The organism is Saccharomonospora glauca K62, from assembly GCF_000243395.2.
In the GTDB taxonomy this organism is placed as follows: Bacteria; Actinomycetota; Actinomycetes; order Mycobacteriales; family Pseudonocardiaceae; genus Saccharomonospora; species Saccharomonospora glauca.
On record NZ_CM001484.1, the window covers coordinates 3,614,970 to 3,632,008 of the forward strand.

The 17,039-nt window shown below is 68.2% G+C and carries 17 protein-coding genes; 3 read left to right on the forward strand and 14 right to left on the reverse strand.

The genetic code is table 11. The features are described from left to right. The 7 genes from SACGLDRAFT_RS16835 to SACGLDRAFT_RS16865 form a co-directional block, all read right to left on the reverse strand. The gene (locus tag SACGLDRAFT_RS16835) at window positions 1-777 is read right to left on the reverse strand and encodes a hypothetical protein (protein WP_005466087.1); all 777 of its coding nucleotides are present in this window, start codon (window positions 775-777) and stop codon (window positions 1-3) included. A 190-nt stretch (window positions 778-967) separates the two neighbouring features. Beyond that, window positions 968-1,882, reverse strand: coding sequence for a cation diffusion facilitator family transporter (locus SACGLDRAFT_RS16840; RefSeq protein ID WP_040920098.1), 915 nt, complete (start codon window positions 1,880-1,882; stop codon window positions 968-970). Between the two features lie 214 nt (window positions 1,883-2,096). Then, window positions 2,097-3,338 (reverse strand): mannose-6-phosphate isomerase, class I, encoded by a 1,242-nt coding sequence (gene manA / locus SACGLDRAFT_RS16845; protein ID WP_005466089.1) that lies wholly within the window; start codon window positions 3,336-3,338, stop codon window positions 2,097-2,099. Window positions 3,339-3,385: 47 nt separating this feature from the next. Next, window positions 3,386-4,477 (reverse strand): hypothetical protein, encoded by a 1,092-nt coding sequence (locus SACGLDRAFT_RS16850; RefSeq protein ID WP_005466090.1) that lies wholly within the window; start codon window positions 4,475-4,477, stop codon window positions 3,386-3,388. Next, entirely contained in the window at window positions 4,467-4,703 is a 237-nt protein-coding gene (locus SACGLDRAFT_RS16855) for a Trm112 family protein (RefSeq protein ID WP_005466091.1), read from the reverse strand. Before SACGLDRAFT_RS16855 ends, SACGLDRAFT_RS16850 begins: the two co-directional genes overlap by 11 nt. 68 nt (window positions 4,704-4,771) lie before the next feature. Continuing rightward, on the reverse strand, window positions 4,772-6,127 hold the full coding sequence (locus SACGLDRAFT_RS16860) for a phosphomannomutase/phosphoglucomutase (RefSeq protein WP_005466093.1): 1,356 nt from the start codon (window positions 6,125-6,127) through the stop codon (window positions 4,772-4,774). An 80-nt stretch (window positions 6,128-6,207) separates the two neighbouring features. After that, the gene (locus SACGLDRAFT_RS16865; RefSeq protein WP_005466094.1) at window positions 6,208-6,576 is read right to left on the reverse strand and encodes a DUF3499 domain-containing protein; all 369 of its coding nucleotides are present in this window, start codon (window positions 6,574-6,576) and stop codon (window positions 6,208-6,210) included. A gap of 92 nt (window positions 6,577-6,668) precedes the next feature. Between SACGLDRAFT_RS16865 and SACGLDRAFT_RS16870 the strand changes: the two genes are divergently transcribed. After that, window positions 6,669-7,130 carry a metallopeptidase family protein gene (locus tag SACGLDRAFT_RS16870; protein ID WP_005466095.1) on the forward strand — a complete coding sequence of 154 codons (462 nt, stop codon included), beginning with the start codon at window positions 6,669-6,671 and terminating at the stop codon, window positions 7,128-7,130. A gap of 18 nt (window positions 7,131-7,148) precedes the next feature. Here SACGLDRAFT_RS16870 and SACGLDRAFT_RS16875 read toward each other — a convergent pair whose 3' ends face one another. After that, window positions 7,149-9,095 carry a hypothetical protein gene (locus SACGLDRAFT_RS16875; RefSeq protein ID WP_005466096.1) on the reverse strand — a complete coding sequence of 649 codons (1,947 nt, stop codon included), beginning with the start codon at window positions 9,093-9,095 and terminating at the stop codon, window positions 7,149-7,151. 278 nt (window positions 9,096-9,373) lie between these two features. Continuing rightward, entirely contained in the window at window positions 9,374-9,697 is a 324-nt protein-coding gene (locus SACGLDRAFT_RS16880) for a WhiB family transcriptional regulator (RefSeq protein WP_005466097.1), read from the reverse strand. Between the two features lie 251 nt (window positions 9,698-9,948). Here SACGLDRAFT_RS16880 and SACGLDRAFT_RS16885 point away from each other — a divergent pair, with 251 nt between their 5' ends. Continuing rightward, entirely contained in the window at window positions 9,949-10,719 is a 771-nt protein-coding gene (locus SACGLDRAFT_RS16885; RefSeq protein ID WP_005466098.1) for a site-2 protease family protein, read from the forward strand. A 21-nt stretch (window positions 10,720-10,740) separates the two neighbouring features. On the opposite strand, the gene SACGLDRAFT_RS16890 is transcribed toward SACGLDRAFT_RS16885, so the two are convergent. The 3 genes from SACGLDRAFT_RS16890 to mshB are packed head-to-tail and all read right to left on the reverse strand — an operon-like array spanning window position 10,741 to window position 12,760. Continuing rightward, window positions 10,741-11,502 (reverse strand): hypothetical protein, encoded by a 762-nt coding sequence (locus tag SACGLDRAFT_RS16890; RefSeq protein WP_005466099.1) that lies wholly within the window; start codon window positions 11,500-11,502, stop codon window positions 10,741-10,743. Between the two features lie 5 nt (window positions 11,503-11,507). After that, a complete protein-coding gene (locus SACGLDRAFT_RS16895) occupies window positions 11,508-11,927 on the reverse strand; it encodes a hypothetical protein (RefSeq protein ID WP_005466100.1) in 420 nt (139 codons plus the stop codon). After that, a complete protein-coding gene (mshB, locus tag SACGLDRAFT_RS16900; RefSeq protein WP_040919213.1) occupies window positions 11,921-12,760 on the reverse strand; it encodes an N-acetyl-1-D-myo-inositol-2-amino-2-deoxy-alpha-D-glucopyranoside deacetylase in 840 nt (279 codons plus the stop codon). Before mshB ends, SACGLDRAFT_RS16895 begins: the two co-directional genes overlap by 7 nt. 116 nt (window positions 12,761-12,876) lie before the next feature. On the opposite strand from mshB, the gene SACGLDRAFT_RS16905 reads away from it, so the two are divergent. Further along, window positions 12,877-14,652 (forward strand): ABC transporter ATP-binding protein, encoded by a 1,776-nt coding sequence (locus tag SACGLDRAFT_RS16905; protein ID WP_040919215.1) that lies wholly within the window; start codon window positions 12,877-12,879, stop codon window positions 14,650-14,652. 279 nt (window positions 14,653-14,931) lie between these two features. Here the strand turns inward: SACGLDRAFT_RS16905 and SACGLDRAFT_RS16910 are convergent, their stop codons facing one another. Together SACGLDRAFT_RS16910 and SACGLDRAFT_RS16915 are read right to left on the reverse strand one after the other, a co-directional pair. After that, window positions 14,932-15,864, reverse strand: coding sequence for an ABC transporter permease (locus SACGLDRAFT_RS16910; protein ID WP_005466105.1), 933 nt, complete (start codon window positions 15,862-15,864; stop codon window positions 14,932-14,934). Between the two features lies 1 nt (window position 15,865). Beyond that, entirely contained in the window at window positions 15,866-16,882 is a 1,017-nt protein-coding gene (locus SACGLDRAFT_RS16915) for an ABC transporter permease (RefSeq protein WP_005466107.1), read from the reverse strand. Window positions 16,883-17,039: the final 157 nt, after the last annotated feature.

Genomic DNA, 17,039 nt, shown 5'->3' on the forward strand with positions numbered 1-17,039 from the left:
TCAGGACGTGGCCTTGTCCTTGGTCCTACGCATTCGCGCCACGACGAGCAACGCCCCACCGACGACGAGCAACGCGACACCGACACCGATCAACCAGCCGCCGCTGAACCCGGTGGAGGCCAGATCCTCCTCACCCGCCGCCACCGGGGCGGCTTCGTCCCCGGGGCTCGGCGGGGTGTCGGTGGCGTCCGCGAAGTTCGAAGTGGTGGGACCACTCGGCGAGGTCGGCGTGGGCGCGTCGACGGCCTCACGCACCGGTGGCTGCTCGGCCGCGACCTCACTCGGCTCGGGCCGGGCCACGGTCAGCTCCGAGGGCACCGGCTCGGTGGTCGCGGTCGGGGACGGTGCCTCCTCCCCGCAGGCGAACCAGTGACTGATCTGCGGAAGGTTGCCGCCGGGGTTCAGCGGTGGCCGCAACGACTCCCAGGGGGCGCTCTTCGGAACCCCCGGCTCACCCGGCACGTAGACGTGGTAGCCGGGCCCGCCCTTCACGACGATCGCGGTGACCGCGATGCCCTCGGGAACCTCCGTGATCGTCACGTACTGGTCCTGGCCGGGGACGCCCCCCTCGTACGTCAGCGCGACGTTCTCGACCTTCTCGTTGGGCTCGACGCTCACGAGGATGCCGCCGCCGAGTTCTTCGCAGTCCACGGCGTTTCCCTCGTACGTCTCCGCGCGTGGGTCCTCCGTCTCCGTCGCCGCTGCCGGTGGCACGGCGTTCACCGTGAGGCCCAGGCTCAGCAGGGCGACGGCGAGGTGTCGAAGACGTCGGGGCATCGGGGACTCCGTCGGAGAACACGGGGGACACGGGAGACCTCGAAGTCGGGAGAGGCCAATCGCACTTTATATGCCCAGAGTGAAACCACCATGCCGGATTCGTGACGGTGATCCATTCGATTCCGATCGGTAACGACCGACGACTCAATCGCCATCAAGTCGCAACAAACCGCTTCGACTCGCCAAATCCTCACACCGGGGTGCGGTACAGGTCCGGCTCAAGGTAGATCAGCCGAGCGGCGGGCACCCGCGCACGGACGCGTGCCTCGGCCGCGTCAATCGCGGTGGCGATGGCCGCCATGTCCAGGCTCGCGCGCAGTTCCAACTTGGCCGCCACCAGGAGCTCCTCCGGACCGAGGTACTGGGTGCGAATGTGGATCACGCGCTTGACGTCCTCCGCCTCCAGCTCGCCCACGATCGCTTCCAGTTCCTGGTCGGTCGCGCCCTCGCCGATGAGAAGGCTCTTCATCTCGACGATCAGCGTGATCGCGATGGCTCCGAGCAGCAGACCGATCAGGAGCGTGCCCACGCCGTCCCACATCGGATCACCAGTCGCCACGGAGAGGCCGACGCCGAGCAACGCGAAGACGAGCCCGAACAGGGCACCGGCGTCTTCGAGCAGCACCACGGGCAGCTCGGGGCTCTTCGACTGCCGGATGAAGGCCCACCAGGACTTGTTGCCCTTCAACTGCTTGGACTCGGTGACGGCGGTCCGGAAGCTGTAGCCCTCCAGAAGGATGGCCACCACCAGGATCGCCACGGCCACCAGCGGCGACGACAGCTCCTCGGGGTGCCGAAGCTTGTGGATGCCCTCGTACACGGCGAAGACGGACCCGAGGGTGAACAGCATCAACGCGACGATGAACGAGTAGAAGTAGCGTTCCCGCCCGTATCCGAACGGGTGCGCCTTGGTCGCACGCCGCTTCGAGGTCTTCTGGCCCAGCAGGAGCAGCCCCTGGTTGGAGGTGTCGGCCACGGAGTGCACCGACTCGGCCAGCATCGACGACGAGCCCGTGATCAGAAAGCCCACGAACTTGGAAACGGCGATACCCGCGTTGGCGAGCAACGCCGCGAGGATTGCCTTGGTTCCACCTTCGGCTGCCACGATGTCCCCCTTCGTGTGTGGACCGAGCCACAATCGACCGGAGTGCAGCTTAGAACTCCGGAAGACCCGCCGGGAGGCGGCACCCGGTTCCACGCCGTCGGACAGTACGCGGCGACCCGCCCCGAGCCGCCGCGCGTCCTCCCCGCGAGGGGCCGGACCCCACAGCCACGCCTCGGGGCTCGACACTCACCCCGCGGGCCTCACACCGACGGCCTCAGGCACACGTGCCGGCGGTGGCCCGGAAGACCCTGGCCGGGCCGCTGAGAATGGGCCGGATGCGCACGTCGGGATCGCGCGCGGGCAACCACACCGACTCCCCGCGCCGCAGCTCGATCTTCGTGCCGTCCTCCGAGCAGAGCAGCAGCTCACCCTCGGTGCACAGCAGGATCTGCGGGCCGGACGCGCCGAGCCGGACCTCGCCGTTGTCGTCGTCGGCCCATTCGAGCCGCGCCAGCTCGAACTCCGGCGCGTCGGTGCGGTAGACGGCGACGCGGTCGTCGACGTCACCGCGTTCCCCGCGCAACACGGGCATGTCACCGCACGCGAAGTCGACCACCCGCAGGAGTTCGGGCACGTCCACGTGCTTGGGCGTCAATCCGCCGCGCAGGATGTTGTCGGAGTTCGCGAGGATCTCCACGGCGGTGCCGTGCAGATACAGGTGCAGGTTGCCCGCGGGCAGGTAGAGGGCTTCACCCGCGTGGAGGGTGAGGCGGTTCAGCAACAACGCGGCCAGCACACCGGCGTCGTGCGGGTGCGCCTCCCCCAGTTCGAGCACGGTGCGGCACTCGGTGTCGAACTCGCCGTGCTCCTTGACGTGTCTCACGCACGCGTCGAGCACCTCGGGCAGGAGCTGGTCGAGGGTCGGCTGCGGCATGGTGATCAGCGTGGTGAACAGCGCCCGGAGCCCGTTGGAGTCGGGCTGGGCCGCCAGCAGCTCGGTGTACCTGGTCAGCCCCGGTGTGTCGATGGCCCGCAACAGCCGCACGGTGCGGTGCGGATCGCGAAACCCGGCGAGCGCGTGGAACTCCGTCAGCGCGCACACCAACTCCGGCTTGGCCGTCGGGTCGGGGTAGTTGCGATTCGGTGCGTCCCTCGGGATTCCCGCCGCCTCCTCGCGGGCCCAACCCTCGGCCGCCTGTTCCGCCGACGGGTGAGCCTGCATCGATAGCGGCTCCTCCACCGCGAGGATCTTGAGCAGGAACGGCAGTCGACCGCCCCACCGGCTCGCGCAGTCCTCACCGAGCTGCCCCACCGGGTCGCTTTCCACCAGGTCGAGCAGGCTCCGCTCCGTTCCGTCCTCGCTCACCACGTGGGAAGGATCTCCCGGATGCGCCCCCATCCACAGCTCCGCCTCAGGATGTGGCGCGGGCACCGGACGCCCCAGCAATTCGGGGATCGTGGTCCTGGAGCCCCATGCGTAGGGCCGGACTGCGTTGCGCAGCAGTTCCACGGTCAACTCAACTCCTCGCCGGCCGTTCCCCCGGCCTTTTCTCGTGTGCTGGCCTACGCCGTTGCGGGCGCAACGCGGCCAGCTCCCCCAATCGTTCCCGCCGCGAGACCGAGGTAAAGCGCCGCGAACTCGCAACGCAGCGCGAGAACGGCCGCGCGGGCGGCGTCATCGGCCACGATCTCATCCGCCGGAGCCAGCACGTCCGCCGAGGGCAGTACTTCCTCGGCACGACGACGGCCGCTGTCCGCCGCCTGTCCCGTGAGCACCGCGAGCAGTACCACCCGGACCGGAACGCTCTCCCCCTCCCGGTCCTCGGGATCAGCGAAGATCGTGTTGCTCCCCGACACGTCCGTGGCCGCCCTTCGCAGCGCGGGACGGGACAGCGCCTGACGATAGTGGGCGACGTCCGCGACGACGGCCGCGTGGGCGGCCAGAGCATACGCGGCGTGGTGAGCGGCCCCCACCGCCACCGCGTCCAACCCCCACAGCAGCGGGGTGCGCTCCGCCAGCCGCAAGGCCAACGACTTGGCGGGATTGACGAACGACTCGTGGCCGAGGTAGCACCGTTCGGCCTCGTGGTCCAGGCGGTCGGCGAGGGTGTCGACGTCGGCCACGGACAGGCCGAGGGTGTTGGTCGTGAGCAACCCCGCCGTGAAGGCTCGCGCCAGCCCGAACTCCGGTGGCACCGGAACACGGGGCGCGAGAATCACCCCACGGCCCGCCACGGCCGAGGCCACCGGCCCGTCCGGCGGTGCGGACAGCACCAGGCCCGCGCCGTAGCGCGCGGCCCGTTCCAGGGACAACGCCAGTTCGTGGTCGTACGGGTCGTCAGTGTGCGCGAACACCACGTCGAGCGCCCCGACCCAGTTCGGCACCACGTCGCTCAGCACGACGGGAACGGGACTCGTCGGAGCGACGAGGGCCTCCAGCAACCTCGCCGCGGTGTGCCCCACTCCGGGACGGGACACGATCACCAACGAACGTGGTCTGCCGACGTCGAGGCGCTCACTCAGCTCCAGTTCCGCTGCGGTCCCCACGGTGGCCCGGACCTGGGCGCCCGCCATGGCGGCAGCCCTCAACAGTCCGGCACCGTCGGCGGCGGCCAACCGCGTCGGGTCGTCGAGCAGACTGTCGTCAAGCGCCATCGGAACTGGTCTGGTCATCGGTGTCACGCCCGCCGTCGTCCGGAGGAGTCGCCTCGTCGAGCAGGAGCACGGGGATACCGTCACGTACGGGATAGACCCGCCCGCACGACGTGCAGGTCAGCGCATCCGCGTCGGGATCACCCGGCGTCCCCGGCGTCAACGGAGCGTGGTCCGGCGCGGGGCACGCGAGGATCTCCAACAACTGCGCATCAAGCGTGACGGCCATGCTTCCTCTTTACCACTAGCGAGTTCATACGGGAGGTCGGATCGACGTGACGGATGGCGTTCCGTAACTCAACCACGCACGATGGCGAGAACTTCGTCGGTCAACGCACGTACCGACGCCTCGTCCGGGGCCTCGACGTTCAAGCGAAGCAACGGCTCCGTGTTGGATGCGCGAAGGTTGAACCAACCGCGGTCGCCGAGATCGACCGTGAGCCCGTCGAGCTCGTCGAGTTCGGCTCCGTCCCGGCCTCCGAACGCCTCCTTCACGGCGGCGAGCCGCCCGGCCTGGTCGTCCACCGTCGAGTTGATCTCGCCGGACGCGACGTAGCGGCTGTACTCGGAGGTCAGCGCCGACAGCGGACCGTCCTGCTCGCCCAGCGCCGCGAGCACGTGCAGCGCCGCGAGCATGCCCGTGTCGGCACGCCAGAAGTCGCGGAAGTAGTAGTGGGCCGAGTGCTCACCACCGAAGATGGCGCCCGTCTTGGCCATCTCCTCCTTGATGAACGAGTGCCCGACACGGGTGCGCACCGGCGTTCCCCCGTGCTCGGTGACGATCTCGGGCACCGCCTTGGACGTGATGAGGTTGTGGATGATCGTGGCACCCGGCTCCTTGGCCAGCTCCCGCACCGCCACGAGGGCGGTGATGGCGCTGGGAGACACCGGGTCGCCGTTCTCGTCGACCACGAAGCAGCGGTCGGCGTCGCCGTCGAACGCGAGTCCGACGTCGGCGCCGACCTCCCGGACCTTCGCCTGGAGGTCGACGATGTTGGCGGGGTCCAGCGGATTGGCCTCGTGGTTCGGGAACGTGCCGTCGAGCTCGAAGTACATCGGCACGAGCTCGAAGGGCAGACTCTCGAACACCCGTGGCACGGTGAGACCGCCCATGCCGTTGCCGGCGTCGACGACCACCTTCAGCGGGCGGCTGCCGCTCAGGTCGACCAGGCTGTGCAGGTGGGCCACGTAGTCGCTCAACACGTCACGCTCGGTGATGGTGCCGTGCTGCCCCGCGAACTCGGGGACCCCCTGCTCGACGGTGTCCCTGATCTCGGCGAGCCCGGACTCCTGCCCCACCGGCGCGGCACCCGCCCGGCAGAGCTTGATGCCGTTGTAGCGAGCGGGGTTGTGGCTGGCCGTGAACATCGCGCCCGGCATGTTCAACGAGCCGGAGGCGAAGTACAGCTCGTCGGTGCTGGCCAGACCGATCGACACCACGTCGAGCCCCTGCGACGTCACGCCCTTCGCGAACGCCTTGGCCAGGCTCGGCGACGACTCCCGCATGTCGTGTCCGATCACCACCGAGGGCGAGTCGGGCTTGATGAGCAAGGCGAAGGCCGCACCGAAGTCGGTGACCAGCTCCTCGGTCAGCTCCTCACCAACGACACCGCGGATGTCGTACGCCTTCACGATGGCCGACAGGTCTGACACGCCTCTCCCCGATCCGTACTCCGATACAGGCTTCGCAAGCCTCGATACCCGCGAGGAAGCCTACCGACACGTCCGGACGTTCAGGCGCGGCCGGGCAGTACCCGCAGGTGTCCCCGCCTGCCCTGGCTCGTTCTCGGCTGTTCCCGCTGTTCCGAAGAGGGAGGCGGTGGACGGTCGGACCGCCCGGCCTCACGCACGGCCTCGGCCAGCGCGGTCAACTCGTCACTGGACGGTTCCGGCACAGCGAACTCACCCTCGTGGCGGACGACCTCCCAGCCCTTAGGCGCCGTGAGCCTCAGGGCGTGAGCCTCGCAGAGGTCGTACGAATGGGGCTCCGACGCCGTGGCCAGCGGACCAACCACTGCCGTGGAGTCGCTGTAGGCGTAGGTCAGCGTCGCAACAGCGGGTTCGAGGCAACCCGTCCGCGAACACTTTCGCACGCTCCGCACAGTTGCTCACCATATCCTGTAAGAAGTCCCGCGCGCTGCCGACACACCGAGAATGTCTTGATGACATGGCGCGTAGGCTTCCCCACGTGGCTATGGCGAAAGGCTCGCGACAGCGGCGGCGGTTCCGCCGCGACCGGCACGGTCGCGGTCTGCGAGGGCCGCTGTTCCCGTCCACGCTGCCTGCCGCGTCGAGCCGCGCCGAGAAGTTCGACGCCCTGGTGCTCGACGCCCTGGAGCCGATCGAGGCCCGCTGGCGGCACGACCTCACCGAGCTCGACGTAGCCGTGGACGAAGTACCCGAAGTGCGTATGGAGATTCCCTCCACGCAGATCGACGGTGTGCTGCTGGACGGGCGAGTCCCGTTGTCCCGACTCGTCCCCGCCGGAGTCGATCGTGACGGCCTGCCCACACGGGCGAGGATCGTCCTCTACCGCCGGCCGCTGGAGGCGAGGGCGAAGGACCCGACGGAGCTGTCCGAACTCGTCCACGACGTGCTCGTGGAGCAGGTCGCCAACTACCTCGGCGTGGAGCCCGACATCATCGACGGGGGCTGACCGGTGCGGGCTCGCCGGTCAGCCGTCCCGACGAGCCGAACGCCGCAGCGACGGCAGGGCCGTCAGCACCGTGAACAACACCGCCGCGAGCTGCCCCAGCAGCAGCACGTCGTGCCGGTCGCCGTCGAAACCCACCCGGACCTCCGCGGCTTCCGGCGGCACGGCCACCGCCACCTGGTTTCCCCAGGCCCGGACGATGGGAGCGGGGTCGCCGTCCACCGTGGCGCGCCATCCCGGCTGATAGGCCGCCGCCAGCACCAGCAGCCGTCCCTCGGGCCCCTCCGAGACCCGGACCCCGACCTCGGGCGGGGCGGCGTCCACCGCCACCGCCGCGGGCGGGGTCAACAGCTCGGCGTCGGGCTGCAGGCCGCTGACCGACCTGCGAGCCTGCTCCGAGGCGATCAGCGTCACAGCCCCGACCTCGGGCGTCAGCCTCACCACCGTTCGCCCGTCACTGGTGGGCGGTGCCGGCGCGACGAGCTCACCCGCCGCGTTCCGCAACGCCCCACCGTCCTCTCCCGGCGGCAGCACCACGAACAGCACGCCCGAGGCCGCGGCCGAAGTCACCGCGGAGGTGACCGCCTCGGGCTCGTCGCTCGACAGCTGTCGTTGCCACTCCCACACCCGTGACGTCATCGACTCCACGGGAGCCAGCGCGTCGTCCCCGAAGCGGGGCGGACGTCCGGCGGTGAGACGCGGAACGTCATAGGGGTCTTCCGGATCACCGAGCACCAGGACTCCCCGACCGGTCGAGGCGAGTTCCTCGCTCAGGAGTGCCGTCGGCGCGTTCGACCGCGCCACCAGTGGGCCTTCCCGACCGGCGACGACGTCGAAACCCGCCAGCACCGACACCCCACACACCGCGCCGATCACGATCGCGCGCGTTCGAGCTGTCCGCGCCCGCTCCGGCGCGGGAAGACAGGCGACCAGCACGACGACGAGCAACCCCGCGCCAACCATGAGCAGCGGGGCGCCCGCGAAGGCGGGGGACACCGGGCCACCACGGACCGGCCGCGCGGACACGAGCGCAAGGAGCCCCGCGCCGAGCACTCCTACCAGCACGAGCCCTCCGGCGGGCGCCATGCGGGAGGTGGGCCGCGTGACGACGGCCAGCAACGCCGCCACCACCACGACGGCTCCCACCGGGGAACCACCCGGCCCTCCCGGATCGAGACCGAGCAACTCCAGCGGGGCGGCCGGCCGCACGGCGGGCCCGCTCACACCCTGCAGCACGAGCACGGGATGGGCGACGAGCACCGGCAGCCACGGCAGCAACAGCCCCGGAGGCAGCAGCGCGAGCACCGCGAAGGCCCCGGCTCGTGCCCTCGGTCGGTCCCGACCGGGCGCGGCGACGAAGGCGATCGACGCCACGAGCAGTAACAACGGATACGCCACGGGCAGGAAGGCCGCCGCGGTCGCCACACCCAACGCACACAACGCGCTCGTGCCCAGCCATCGCCGGCGTATCGGCCCGTACGTCACCGCGAACACGCCCGCCAACAGCACCGGCAACAACACATGCCACACGACGACGTCGAGTCGACCCTGTGCGGCGGCCGCGGTGGCCGGAGGCAACAGTCCGTAGGTGGCGGCAGCCAAGGCCCTGATCCACCGGTGGACGGGTATCCGCCGGGTGGCGAGGTACGCGGACAGGCCCGCCAACGGCATGTCGGCCAGCAGCAAGACCGCCACGAGGGCCGCGGGCCCTCCCACCGGTGCGAGGGGAGCCCCGAGCACTCCGAGCACGGCCAAGGCCGGGGGAGCGGCGCCGACGGCTCCTCCGGCGCCGCCGTGCCATGCGGCGAGGTACTCGCTCCACAGCTCGCCGAGGGCGCCGACCGGAAGCAACGCCCCGCCTACGAGGGAGAGCCCGAGCCGCTCCGAATGCGTCCCCAAGGCGACGACGGCGAGGGCCCCAGCCAAAACCGCGGGTGGAGCCCACCTCGAACGCCCCACCCGCGTCACCGGAGCCTCACCGACCACGCGCCCCGCTCACCGGGCCGCTCCGACGGCAACACGCCGCCGACCGAAGCATGCTCGACCTCGGCACGGGTATCGGCCAGAATGCTCGACGCACCCCGCCGGTAACCGACCGAGGGACGGAACAGCCCGTCAGAACGGGAACACGCAGCCGATGCAAGCGCAGTACGAACCTGTGAAGGGACGATCGTGGACGGCAAGTGCCTCTCCGCGTACAGAGACGACCAAGGGCACTCACTCTAACGAGCGATCGACGCCGTGAGTCACACGGCGCGTTTCTTCAGCTTCCTCCGCTCCCTTTCGGAGAGACCGCCCCAGATGCCGAACCGCTCGTCGTGTGCCAGGGCGTACTCCAGGCAGGCGTCCTTCACCTCGCACACCTGGCAAATGCGTTTCGCCTCCCGGGTCGAGCCCCCTTTCTCGGGAAAGAACGCCTCGGGGTCGGTCTGCGCACACAGAGCGCGCTCCTGCCAGTCCTGCTCCCCCGTCACGTCGAAGAGCTCGGTGAGCACACCCTGATCGTCCAGCGGGTGTCCACCCAACTCCATGACGTTCCCCCATTCCATTCCAGTAGTGTCCAACCGCACGTCCGCCTCCTCGCTTCCACGCACTCCCAGGGCCGGCGGTACTGGATGCCCCCAGCTGCCCCCCTTTAAGACAGCGGAATGACATCAATGTGATTACACCTGTGTAGTGCGGCCGGGTCAAGCAGAGTAGCAAGGTTGGGGGATACTTGTGGCCGCGCGCGCAAGCGGACACGCCGAGGAACCCTTGACCGGTTTCGATCGTTTCCACCGGGGGTCCGCCCAGCCGACGAACGAGAGGACACACCGAACTCGTGCCACGCTCAGTCGTTCGCCCAAGCCTGCTGTTCTACGCGATCCTCGCCGTCACCGTCGTCGGCGGTGTGCTCACCACCACGCTGGGGTTCGAGGACATCCTGAACCGGCCGGTCACGGGCACATTGGGAATGTTCCTGCTGGTCATCGGCGGGTGGGCCCTGTCCTTGACGCTGCACGAGTTCGGCCACGCCTTCGTGGCCTACAAAGGCGGCGACCACGAGGTGGCCGCCAAGGGCTACCTGTCGATGGACATCCGGCGCTACACCGACCCGGTCATGTCGCTGGTACTGCCGTTGCTCATCCTTGCCATCGGCGGGATCCCGCTCCCCGGCGGGGCGGTGTGGATCAACCGTTGGGCTCTGCGTTCCCGCGCGGTGTCGTCCTGGGTGTCACTGGCCGGCCCGTTGAGCAACCTCGCCATCGGCGTCGTGCTCACCGCCCTCGTGGCCACCGTCTCCATGCCACCGGGGCTGTTCGCCGGGCTGTCCTACCTCGCCTCGTTGCAGATCCTCGCGTTCGTCATCAACATCCTGCCGGTGCCGGGTCTCGACGGCTTCGGTGCCGTCGAGCCCTACCTGTCGCCGCAGCTCCGCGAGTTCGGCGCGAAGGCCCGGCCGTGGGCACCGCTCGTGTTGTTCGCGCTGATCATCAGCGTTCCCGCAGTCGGGGACGCGCTGTGGAGGCTCACCGACACGGTGTTCGCGGCGGTCGGCGGTGACGCGTTCGCGGCGGCCGTGGGACAGTACGTCTTCATGTTCTGGCGGTGACGGCGCCGGGGACGACCGGCGTCAGCGATGCTTGGCGAACCAGGTGCTCGCCCGCTTGGCCACCTTCTTGAGCGCCGAACGCTCACCGAAATAGTTGCCCACCAGGCCCACCACCGGCAGCGCGCCGAGAGCCTGGTGGTAGAACCTGCCGCTGGGCCGTTTCTCCAGCTCCTCGGTGACCGCGAACAGCGACCGGCCGAGCTTCCACAGGGTGCGCGCCCCCGCCTTGACCCCGAGGCGCTTGCCTCCGGGGAAGTCCCGCGAGAGCTCCTCCGCTCGCGCATCCTCCCCGGCGACGTCGTAGCCCTCGTACTTGCCCGCCGCCAAATCCGGGTCGATGTCGCGCTCGAACAACACCCACCCGATTAGCCGGACGCGCTCCGCCACGTCCGTGACACCGTGTTCACCGGCGATGGCGCACAACAGCAACCCCTGGGACGCCACACCCATCGTGTCCTGGACCGGGAACCGATCGGCGAGCGCACCGAGAAGACCGGGAGCGGCGGTGAGCAACGCGGTGAACCGTCCGACCCGATTGACCCACCAGTCGACCCGGTCGTCAACGTCCATCGCGTTCCACGCGGCCGAGCCGGGGACCTTCACCGACTTCAACGCCTCGGCGAGCCTCGCCCGAACCGTGGACGACTCGGTGTCCTCCCGCGAGTCCTGCGCGGTGCGCCCGAACGGATCGGACTCCCGCAACGCGTCGACCATCGGCCCCGCCGCCCTCACAAACGGCCGCAGCACCTTGACGACGTGTTTGTCGCCGATCGGCTCACCCACGAGCACTACCTCGTTCTCGTCTCCGACAACGCCGTCCGCCCCAACGACCCTCCGAGCGCGATCGCGGCGGGCAGGGCCCCGCCCGCCAACAGCAGCAACGCCCTCCAGTCGATCACGAGCACGGTGTCGCCACCCGGCCCGCCGGCCCCCAGCACGAGTAGCGTCACGAACCACATCAGCAGCGGAATCATGGCCAGCCTGCGCGACACCAACCGTTCGGCCATCGTCACGAGTAGCGGCGTGGTGACGGCGGCCACGAGCACGCTGAGTGGGAACGGCACGTCACCGACCTTCGGCAACACCACACCGTCGAGGCGCAACGGCAGATAGAACAACTCCAACGTGGCGAGCAGCACGGCGTCCACGGAGAGCAGAACGATGATCGGCCATTTGCGGGCCGACGACTGCTCCGGGGGCTTCAGCACCGCGACAGCCCCCCGAAGAGATCGGTCTCCACGTCCTCCGAAGGCCCGTGGACGAGCACGAAAAACTCCGTGTCGGGCACCGGCTGCGCGATACCGTTGGACAGCGCGAAGCAGTCCGGTCCCACGGACACCTGAGTGCGATGGGCCCGCAGCGCCGCGAACTTCGCCTCGCGGTAATCGGCGATGTCGATTCGCGTGGTGATGTCGGCGTCCGGAGTGGTGGGCAGCTCCTCATCAGCGGGGACCCGGAATGGCACTCGTTCGTCCCGCCTCAGCGCGGCGAGCCCCCGCGAGGTCGCCTCCGCCGACGACACCGTGTGGAACAACCGGCGCACGCCCTCGGCCCGCCGCACCGCGGCCGTCGTGATCTCGTGGGCGCGGATGTGGTCCGGATGTCCATACCCGCCGTTCGAGTCGTACGTGACGACGACCTCGGGACGTAGTTCCTCGAACACGGAAAGGAGTTGTTCGACCTGTTCGTCCAGGGAACCCCGGACGAACGCGCGCGGATGCTCGTTCGCCTTCGTCCCGACCATCCCCGAGTCACGCCACCGCCCGGGGCCACCGAGGAAACGATGCTCGGTCCAGCCCAAAGCCTCCCCGGCCCGGCTCAGCTCTCCCATCCGATAACCGCCGAGCTGGTCACCTGCCCAGGCCCCCAACTGGTCGAGTTCATCGGGGATGATTTCGCCCTCCTCGCCAAGCGTGCACGTCACCACTGTGACGTGGGCCCCTTCGGCGGCGTAGCGGGCGATCGTTCCACCTGTCGTGAGGCTCTCGTCGTCGGGGTGTGCGTGAACGAACAGCACCCTGCGGCCATCTACCGAGGTCACAACTTAAGATTAGTTCGTTCGTACCGTCCCCACACCGGCGCGTCTGCACTATCCTCGCGCCGAGTCACAACCACACATCGCCGTGACACCCTAATCTCCCTCACGAAGGGCTTCTGGTGAGCGTAGAAGCAGTATCGCAGCAGTCGGCGGAATCGTCGAAATCCGTGCTGTCCATTTCGGATTTGAAGATCTCCTTCTCGACCGAGGACGGCGTCGTCGAAGCGGTCAAGGGAATCGGATTCGACGTCGCCCCCGGCGAGATTCTCGCGATCGTCGGTGAGTCGGGGTCGGGCAAGTCGGTGACGTCGATGTCGGTGCCCGGTCTCCTTCCGAAGACCGCGAAGATCACCGGCGCTCGACAGCTGAACGGGGTCGACCTCGGCGGGATGTCGCCCAAGCAGCTGCGGAAGTACCGCGGCAACGACGTGGCCATGATCTTCCAGGAGCCGATGACGGCCCTGAACCCCATGTACACGGTGGGTTGGCAGATCCGGGAGTCCCTGCGGGTCCACCAGGACATGTCCAAGCAGGAGGCCAACAAGCGGGCCATCGAACTGCTCGACATGGTGGGCATCCCGGAACCGGAGCGGCGCTTCAAGCAGTACCCGCACCAGCTCTCCGGCGGTCTGCGCCAGCGCGTGGTGATCGCGATGGCGATCTCCTGCGACCCGAAGGTCATCATCGCCGACGAGCCGACGACCGCCCTCGACGTCACGGTGCAGGCCGAGATTCTCGGACTGCTGCGCAAACTGCGGGACACCCTCAACACCGCCATCATCCTCATCACCCACGACATGGGCGTCGTCGCCGACCTGGCCGACCGGGTCGTGGTGATGTACAAGGGCGAAATCGTCGAGCAGGCCCCGGTACGGGAGCTGTTCGCCAACCCGCGGCAGGAGTACACCAAGCGCCTGCTGGCAGCCGTCCCCGTACTCGGTCAGCGTCCCGAGGGCCGCCGCCTGCTGGAGGACGCGCCCCGTGCCACCGTCGCGGAGAGCAGGACCGACGCGGCGCTGCGCAAGATCCACGAGGAGCTCGAAGCGCGACTCGACAGCACGGCGCCCCCGCTGGAGATCAAGAACCTTGTCCTCGAATACCCCGGTAAGGGACGCCAGGGCAAGAACCGCGCCGTCGACGACGTGTCGCTGCACATCGAGCGCGGCGAGATCCTGGGGCTGGTGGGCGAGTCCGGCTCCGGTAAGTCCACGGTCGGCCGGTGCGCCATCCGGCTGCTCAAGCCCACCTCCGGCACGGTGTCCATCGCCGGTACCGACATCACCACGATGTCGCAGAAGGACCTGCGGCCGCTGCGCAAGTACTTCTCCATCGTCTTCCAGGACCCGGCGTCCACTCTGGACCCGAAGATGACGATCGGCGAGTCGATCGCCGAGCCGCTGGTGCTGCACAAGGTGCTCACGGGCAAGGATCTGGACAACCGGGTCACCGACCTGCTCGACAAGGTCCAGTTGTCCGGCCACTACCGCAACCGCTACCCGCACGAGCTCTCCGGCGGTCAGCGGCAGCGAGTCGCCATCGCCCGCGCACTGGCGCTCAACCCCAAGCTGCTCATCGCCGACGAGCCCACGTCGGCGCTGGACGTGTCGGTGCAAGCCAAGGTTTTGGACCTGTTCCTCGATCTCCAGCAGCACCTGCGGTTCGCGTGCTTGTTCATCAGCCACGACCTCGCCGTCGTGGACCTGCTGGCCGACCGGGTCGCCGTGATGCAGCGCGGCAAGCTGGTCGAGGTGGGTACGCGCGAGCAGGTGCTGCACAACCCGCAGCAGGAGTACACCAAGCGGCTGCTGTCCGCGGCGCCCGTGGCCGATCCCGAGCTGCAAGCCGAGCGCAGGCGAGCCTGGGAGGAAGGTCGCGTGGCTCCCGTCAAGGAGTGAGCGAAAGGCCCTCACGAAGCTGCTGAAGGGGCGGTACCGTTCGGTGCCGCCCCTTCGCCGTGTCCGCAGGCTACGTACGCGTGTCCGCAGTTCTCGTACGGGAGTTCGCAGTTTGTGTACGAGGGTCGGCGTCACGGGACGCCCACACCCGTACACAAACTGCGGACACGCGTATGCAGGCTGCGGACACGAGTGCGGGAAGTGCGGACACGGTGAAACGGCACGGGGGAGCGCCGGCCCCGAGAGGGCGGCGGCTCCCCCGTGCCGTGGAAAACCCTTCTAGGCCTTCACCCTCCGCTGACGCGGGTCGAACGCGTCGCGCAGACCGTCACCGATGAAGTTGATCGACAACGAGATCAACACCAGGACGACGAACGGGCCGAAGAACAACCACGGACGTCCCGTCATCTGCGCGTAGTTCTCCGAGATGACGCGACCGAGCGAGGTGTCCGGCGGCTTCACACCGAGGCCGATGAACGACAGAGCCGCCTCGGCGAGCACCGCCTGCGCCACGGCGAGCGTGGCGTTGACGGTGATCGTGCCGACCATGTTCGGCACCAGGTGCTTGAACACGATCCGCCCGGTACCGGCGCCCGACGCTCTCGCGGCTTCGACGAACTCGCGCTGCGCCAACGACATCGCCTCGGCTCGCGTGATACGCACGATCGGCATCCACGCGAACCCGGCGAGCACCACCGCCACGACCCACCAACTACCGCTGAAGATCTTCACCAGGATCGCGGCGGCCGCGATCGAGGGGATGATCAGGAACAGGTCGGTCAGCCGCGAGATGGCCGAGTCGATGAAGCCACCCATGTACCCGGCGAACGCCCCCAGCACCACACCAATGAACGTCGCCACGAGCGAGACCGTGATCGCGATGAGCAGCGAGTACTGCGTGCCCCGCAGGATCTGCGACACCATGTCCTTGCCGACCTGCGTGGTGCCCAGCGGGTGATCGGCACTCGGTTCCGCGAACGACGGGAACGACGAGTCCCAATAGCTGTGCGGCCAGAAGATCGGCATGATCAACGCGATCAGGGTGATCAGCACCAGCATGCCGACACTGGCCATCGCGAGCTTGTGCCGCAGGAATTTGCGGAGAACGAGGGCCCCTTGGCTGCGCGGCTCCGGCAGCGCTTCCGAGCTCAGCTCGCCCTCGGGAATCGGAGGCTTGCCACCGGTTTCCGCACCGGTCACAAGCGAGTTCATGTCAGCCAACGCGAATCCTCGGGTCCAAAATGCCGTACAACAAGTCCGCGATCAGGTTCGCGATGATCACCGAGATGGAGATGACCACGATCCAGCCCATCATCACGTTCGGGTCGTTCTTGTTCACGGCCTCGACGAGCACGGCGCCCATGCCGTTCCAGTTGAACACCCGCTCCGTGATGACGGCACCCGTCACGACGCTCACGAAGTTCACGGAGAACAGCGTGGTCGTCGGGATCAACGCGTTACGGAAGGCGTGCCGCAGGATGACCCGCCGTTCGGTCAGCCCCTTGGCGCGAGCCGTCCGCACGTAGTCCATGTTCAGCGTCTCCAGCATCGAGGAACGCTGGAACCGACTGTACGCGGCGAAGCTGATGAACATGATCGACAGCGTCGGCAGCAGGAACGCGCCCGTGTACTTGACGATGAAGTCCCAGACACCGTCCGCTTCCAACGAGTCCGGACTCGTCGTTCTCAGGAACGGGTTGCCGAAGATGTCGTTCAGACCGAGGTTGTTGATGACGACGTTGAGATCGATCGCGTAGATCTTCAGCACGATGGCGACGCAGAAGATCGGCATCGAGAAGAACAGGAACGCCAACGTGGTCGCGACGTAGTCGATGACGCTGTACTGCTTCACCGCAGCGAGCAGACCCACGGCGACACCGAGGATGAGCGCCAGGATCTCAGCGCCGAGAATCAGTCGGATCGACACCCAGAAGGCGTCCATGATCTTCGGCAGGACCGGCTCCATGGCCGACCCCTGCGCGATCGAGATCCCCCAGTCACCGGTCAGGAATCCGCCGAGCCAGTCGAAGTACCTGGGGATCAGCGGTTTGTCCAGGCCGAGCTCGTGCGCGATCGCGTCGATGGATTCCTGATTGATGTTCGGCTGGGTGCGCAGCTCCGCGAGAGGGTCGCCCGCACCGGCCACCATCACGAAGACGAGAAACGTTCCGATCAGCAGGATCGGAATCGAGATCGCCAGACGGCGAAGGATGTAGAAAACCAGGTTCAACGACTTGCTCCTAGTCCCGGGATCGCCCGGAATTATTTCGTCACCGTCCCGTGCCACGGTAGTGGGGGTCGGGTTCGCGTGAACAGCTACTAACGTCGGCCGTCGGGGACCGGTGTGGTCCGGCCCCCGACGGCGTCAGACGTCAGCCGGTGACAGG

Coding starts and splice junctions, on each gene's coding strand:
- SACGLDRAFT_RS16850 (WP_005466090.1), bottom strand. CDS start 4,477: ATGGCGCTTGACGACAGTCTGCTCGACGACCCGACGCGGTTGGCCGCC.
- SACGLDRAFT_RS16870 (WP_005466095.1), top strand. CDS start 6,669: ATGGCGAAAGGCTCGCGACAGCGGCGGCGGTTCCGCCGCGACCGGCAC.
- SACGLDRAFT_RS16835 (WP_005466087.1), bottom strand. CDS start 777: ATGCCCCGACGTCTTCGACACCTCGCCGTCGCCCTGCTGAGCCTGGGC.
- SACGLDRAFT_RS16910 (WP_005466105.1), bottom strand. CDS start 15,864: ATGAACTCGCTTGTGACCGGTGCGGAAACCGGTGGCAAGCCTCCGATT.
- SACGLDRAFT_RS16855 (WP_005466091.1), bottom strand. CDS start 4,703: ATGGCCGTCACGCTTGATGCGCAGTTGTTGGAGATCCTCGCGTGCCCC.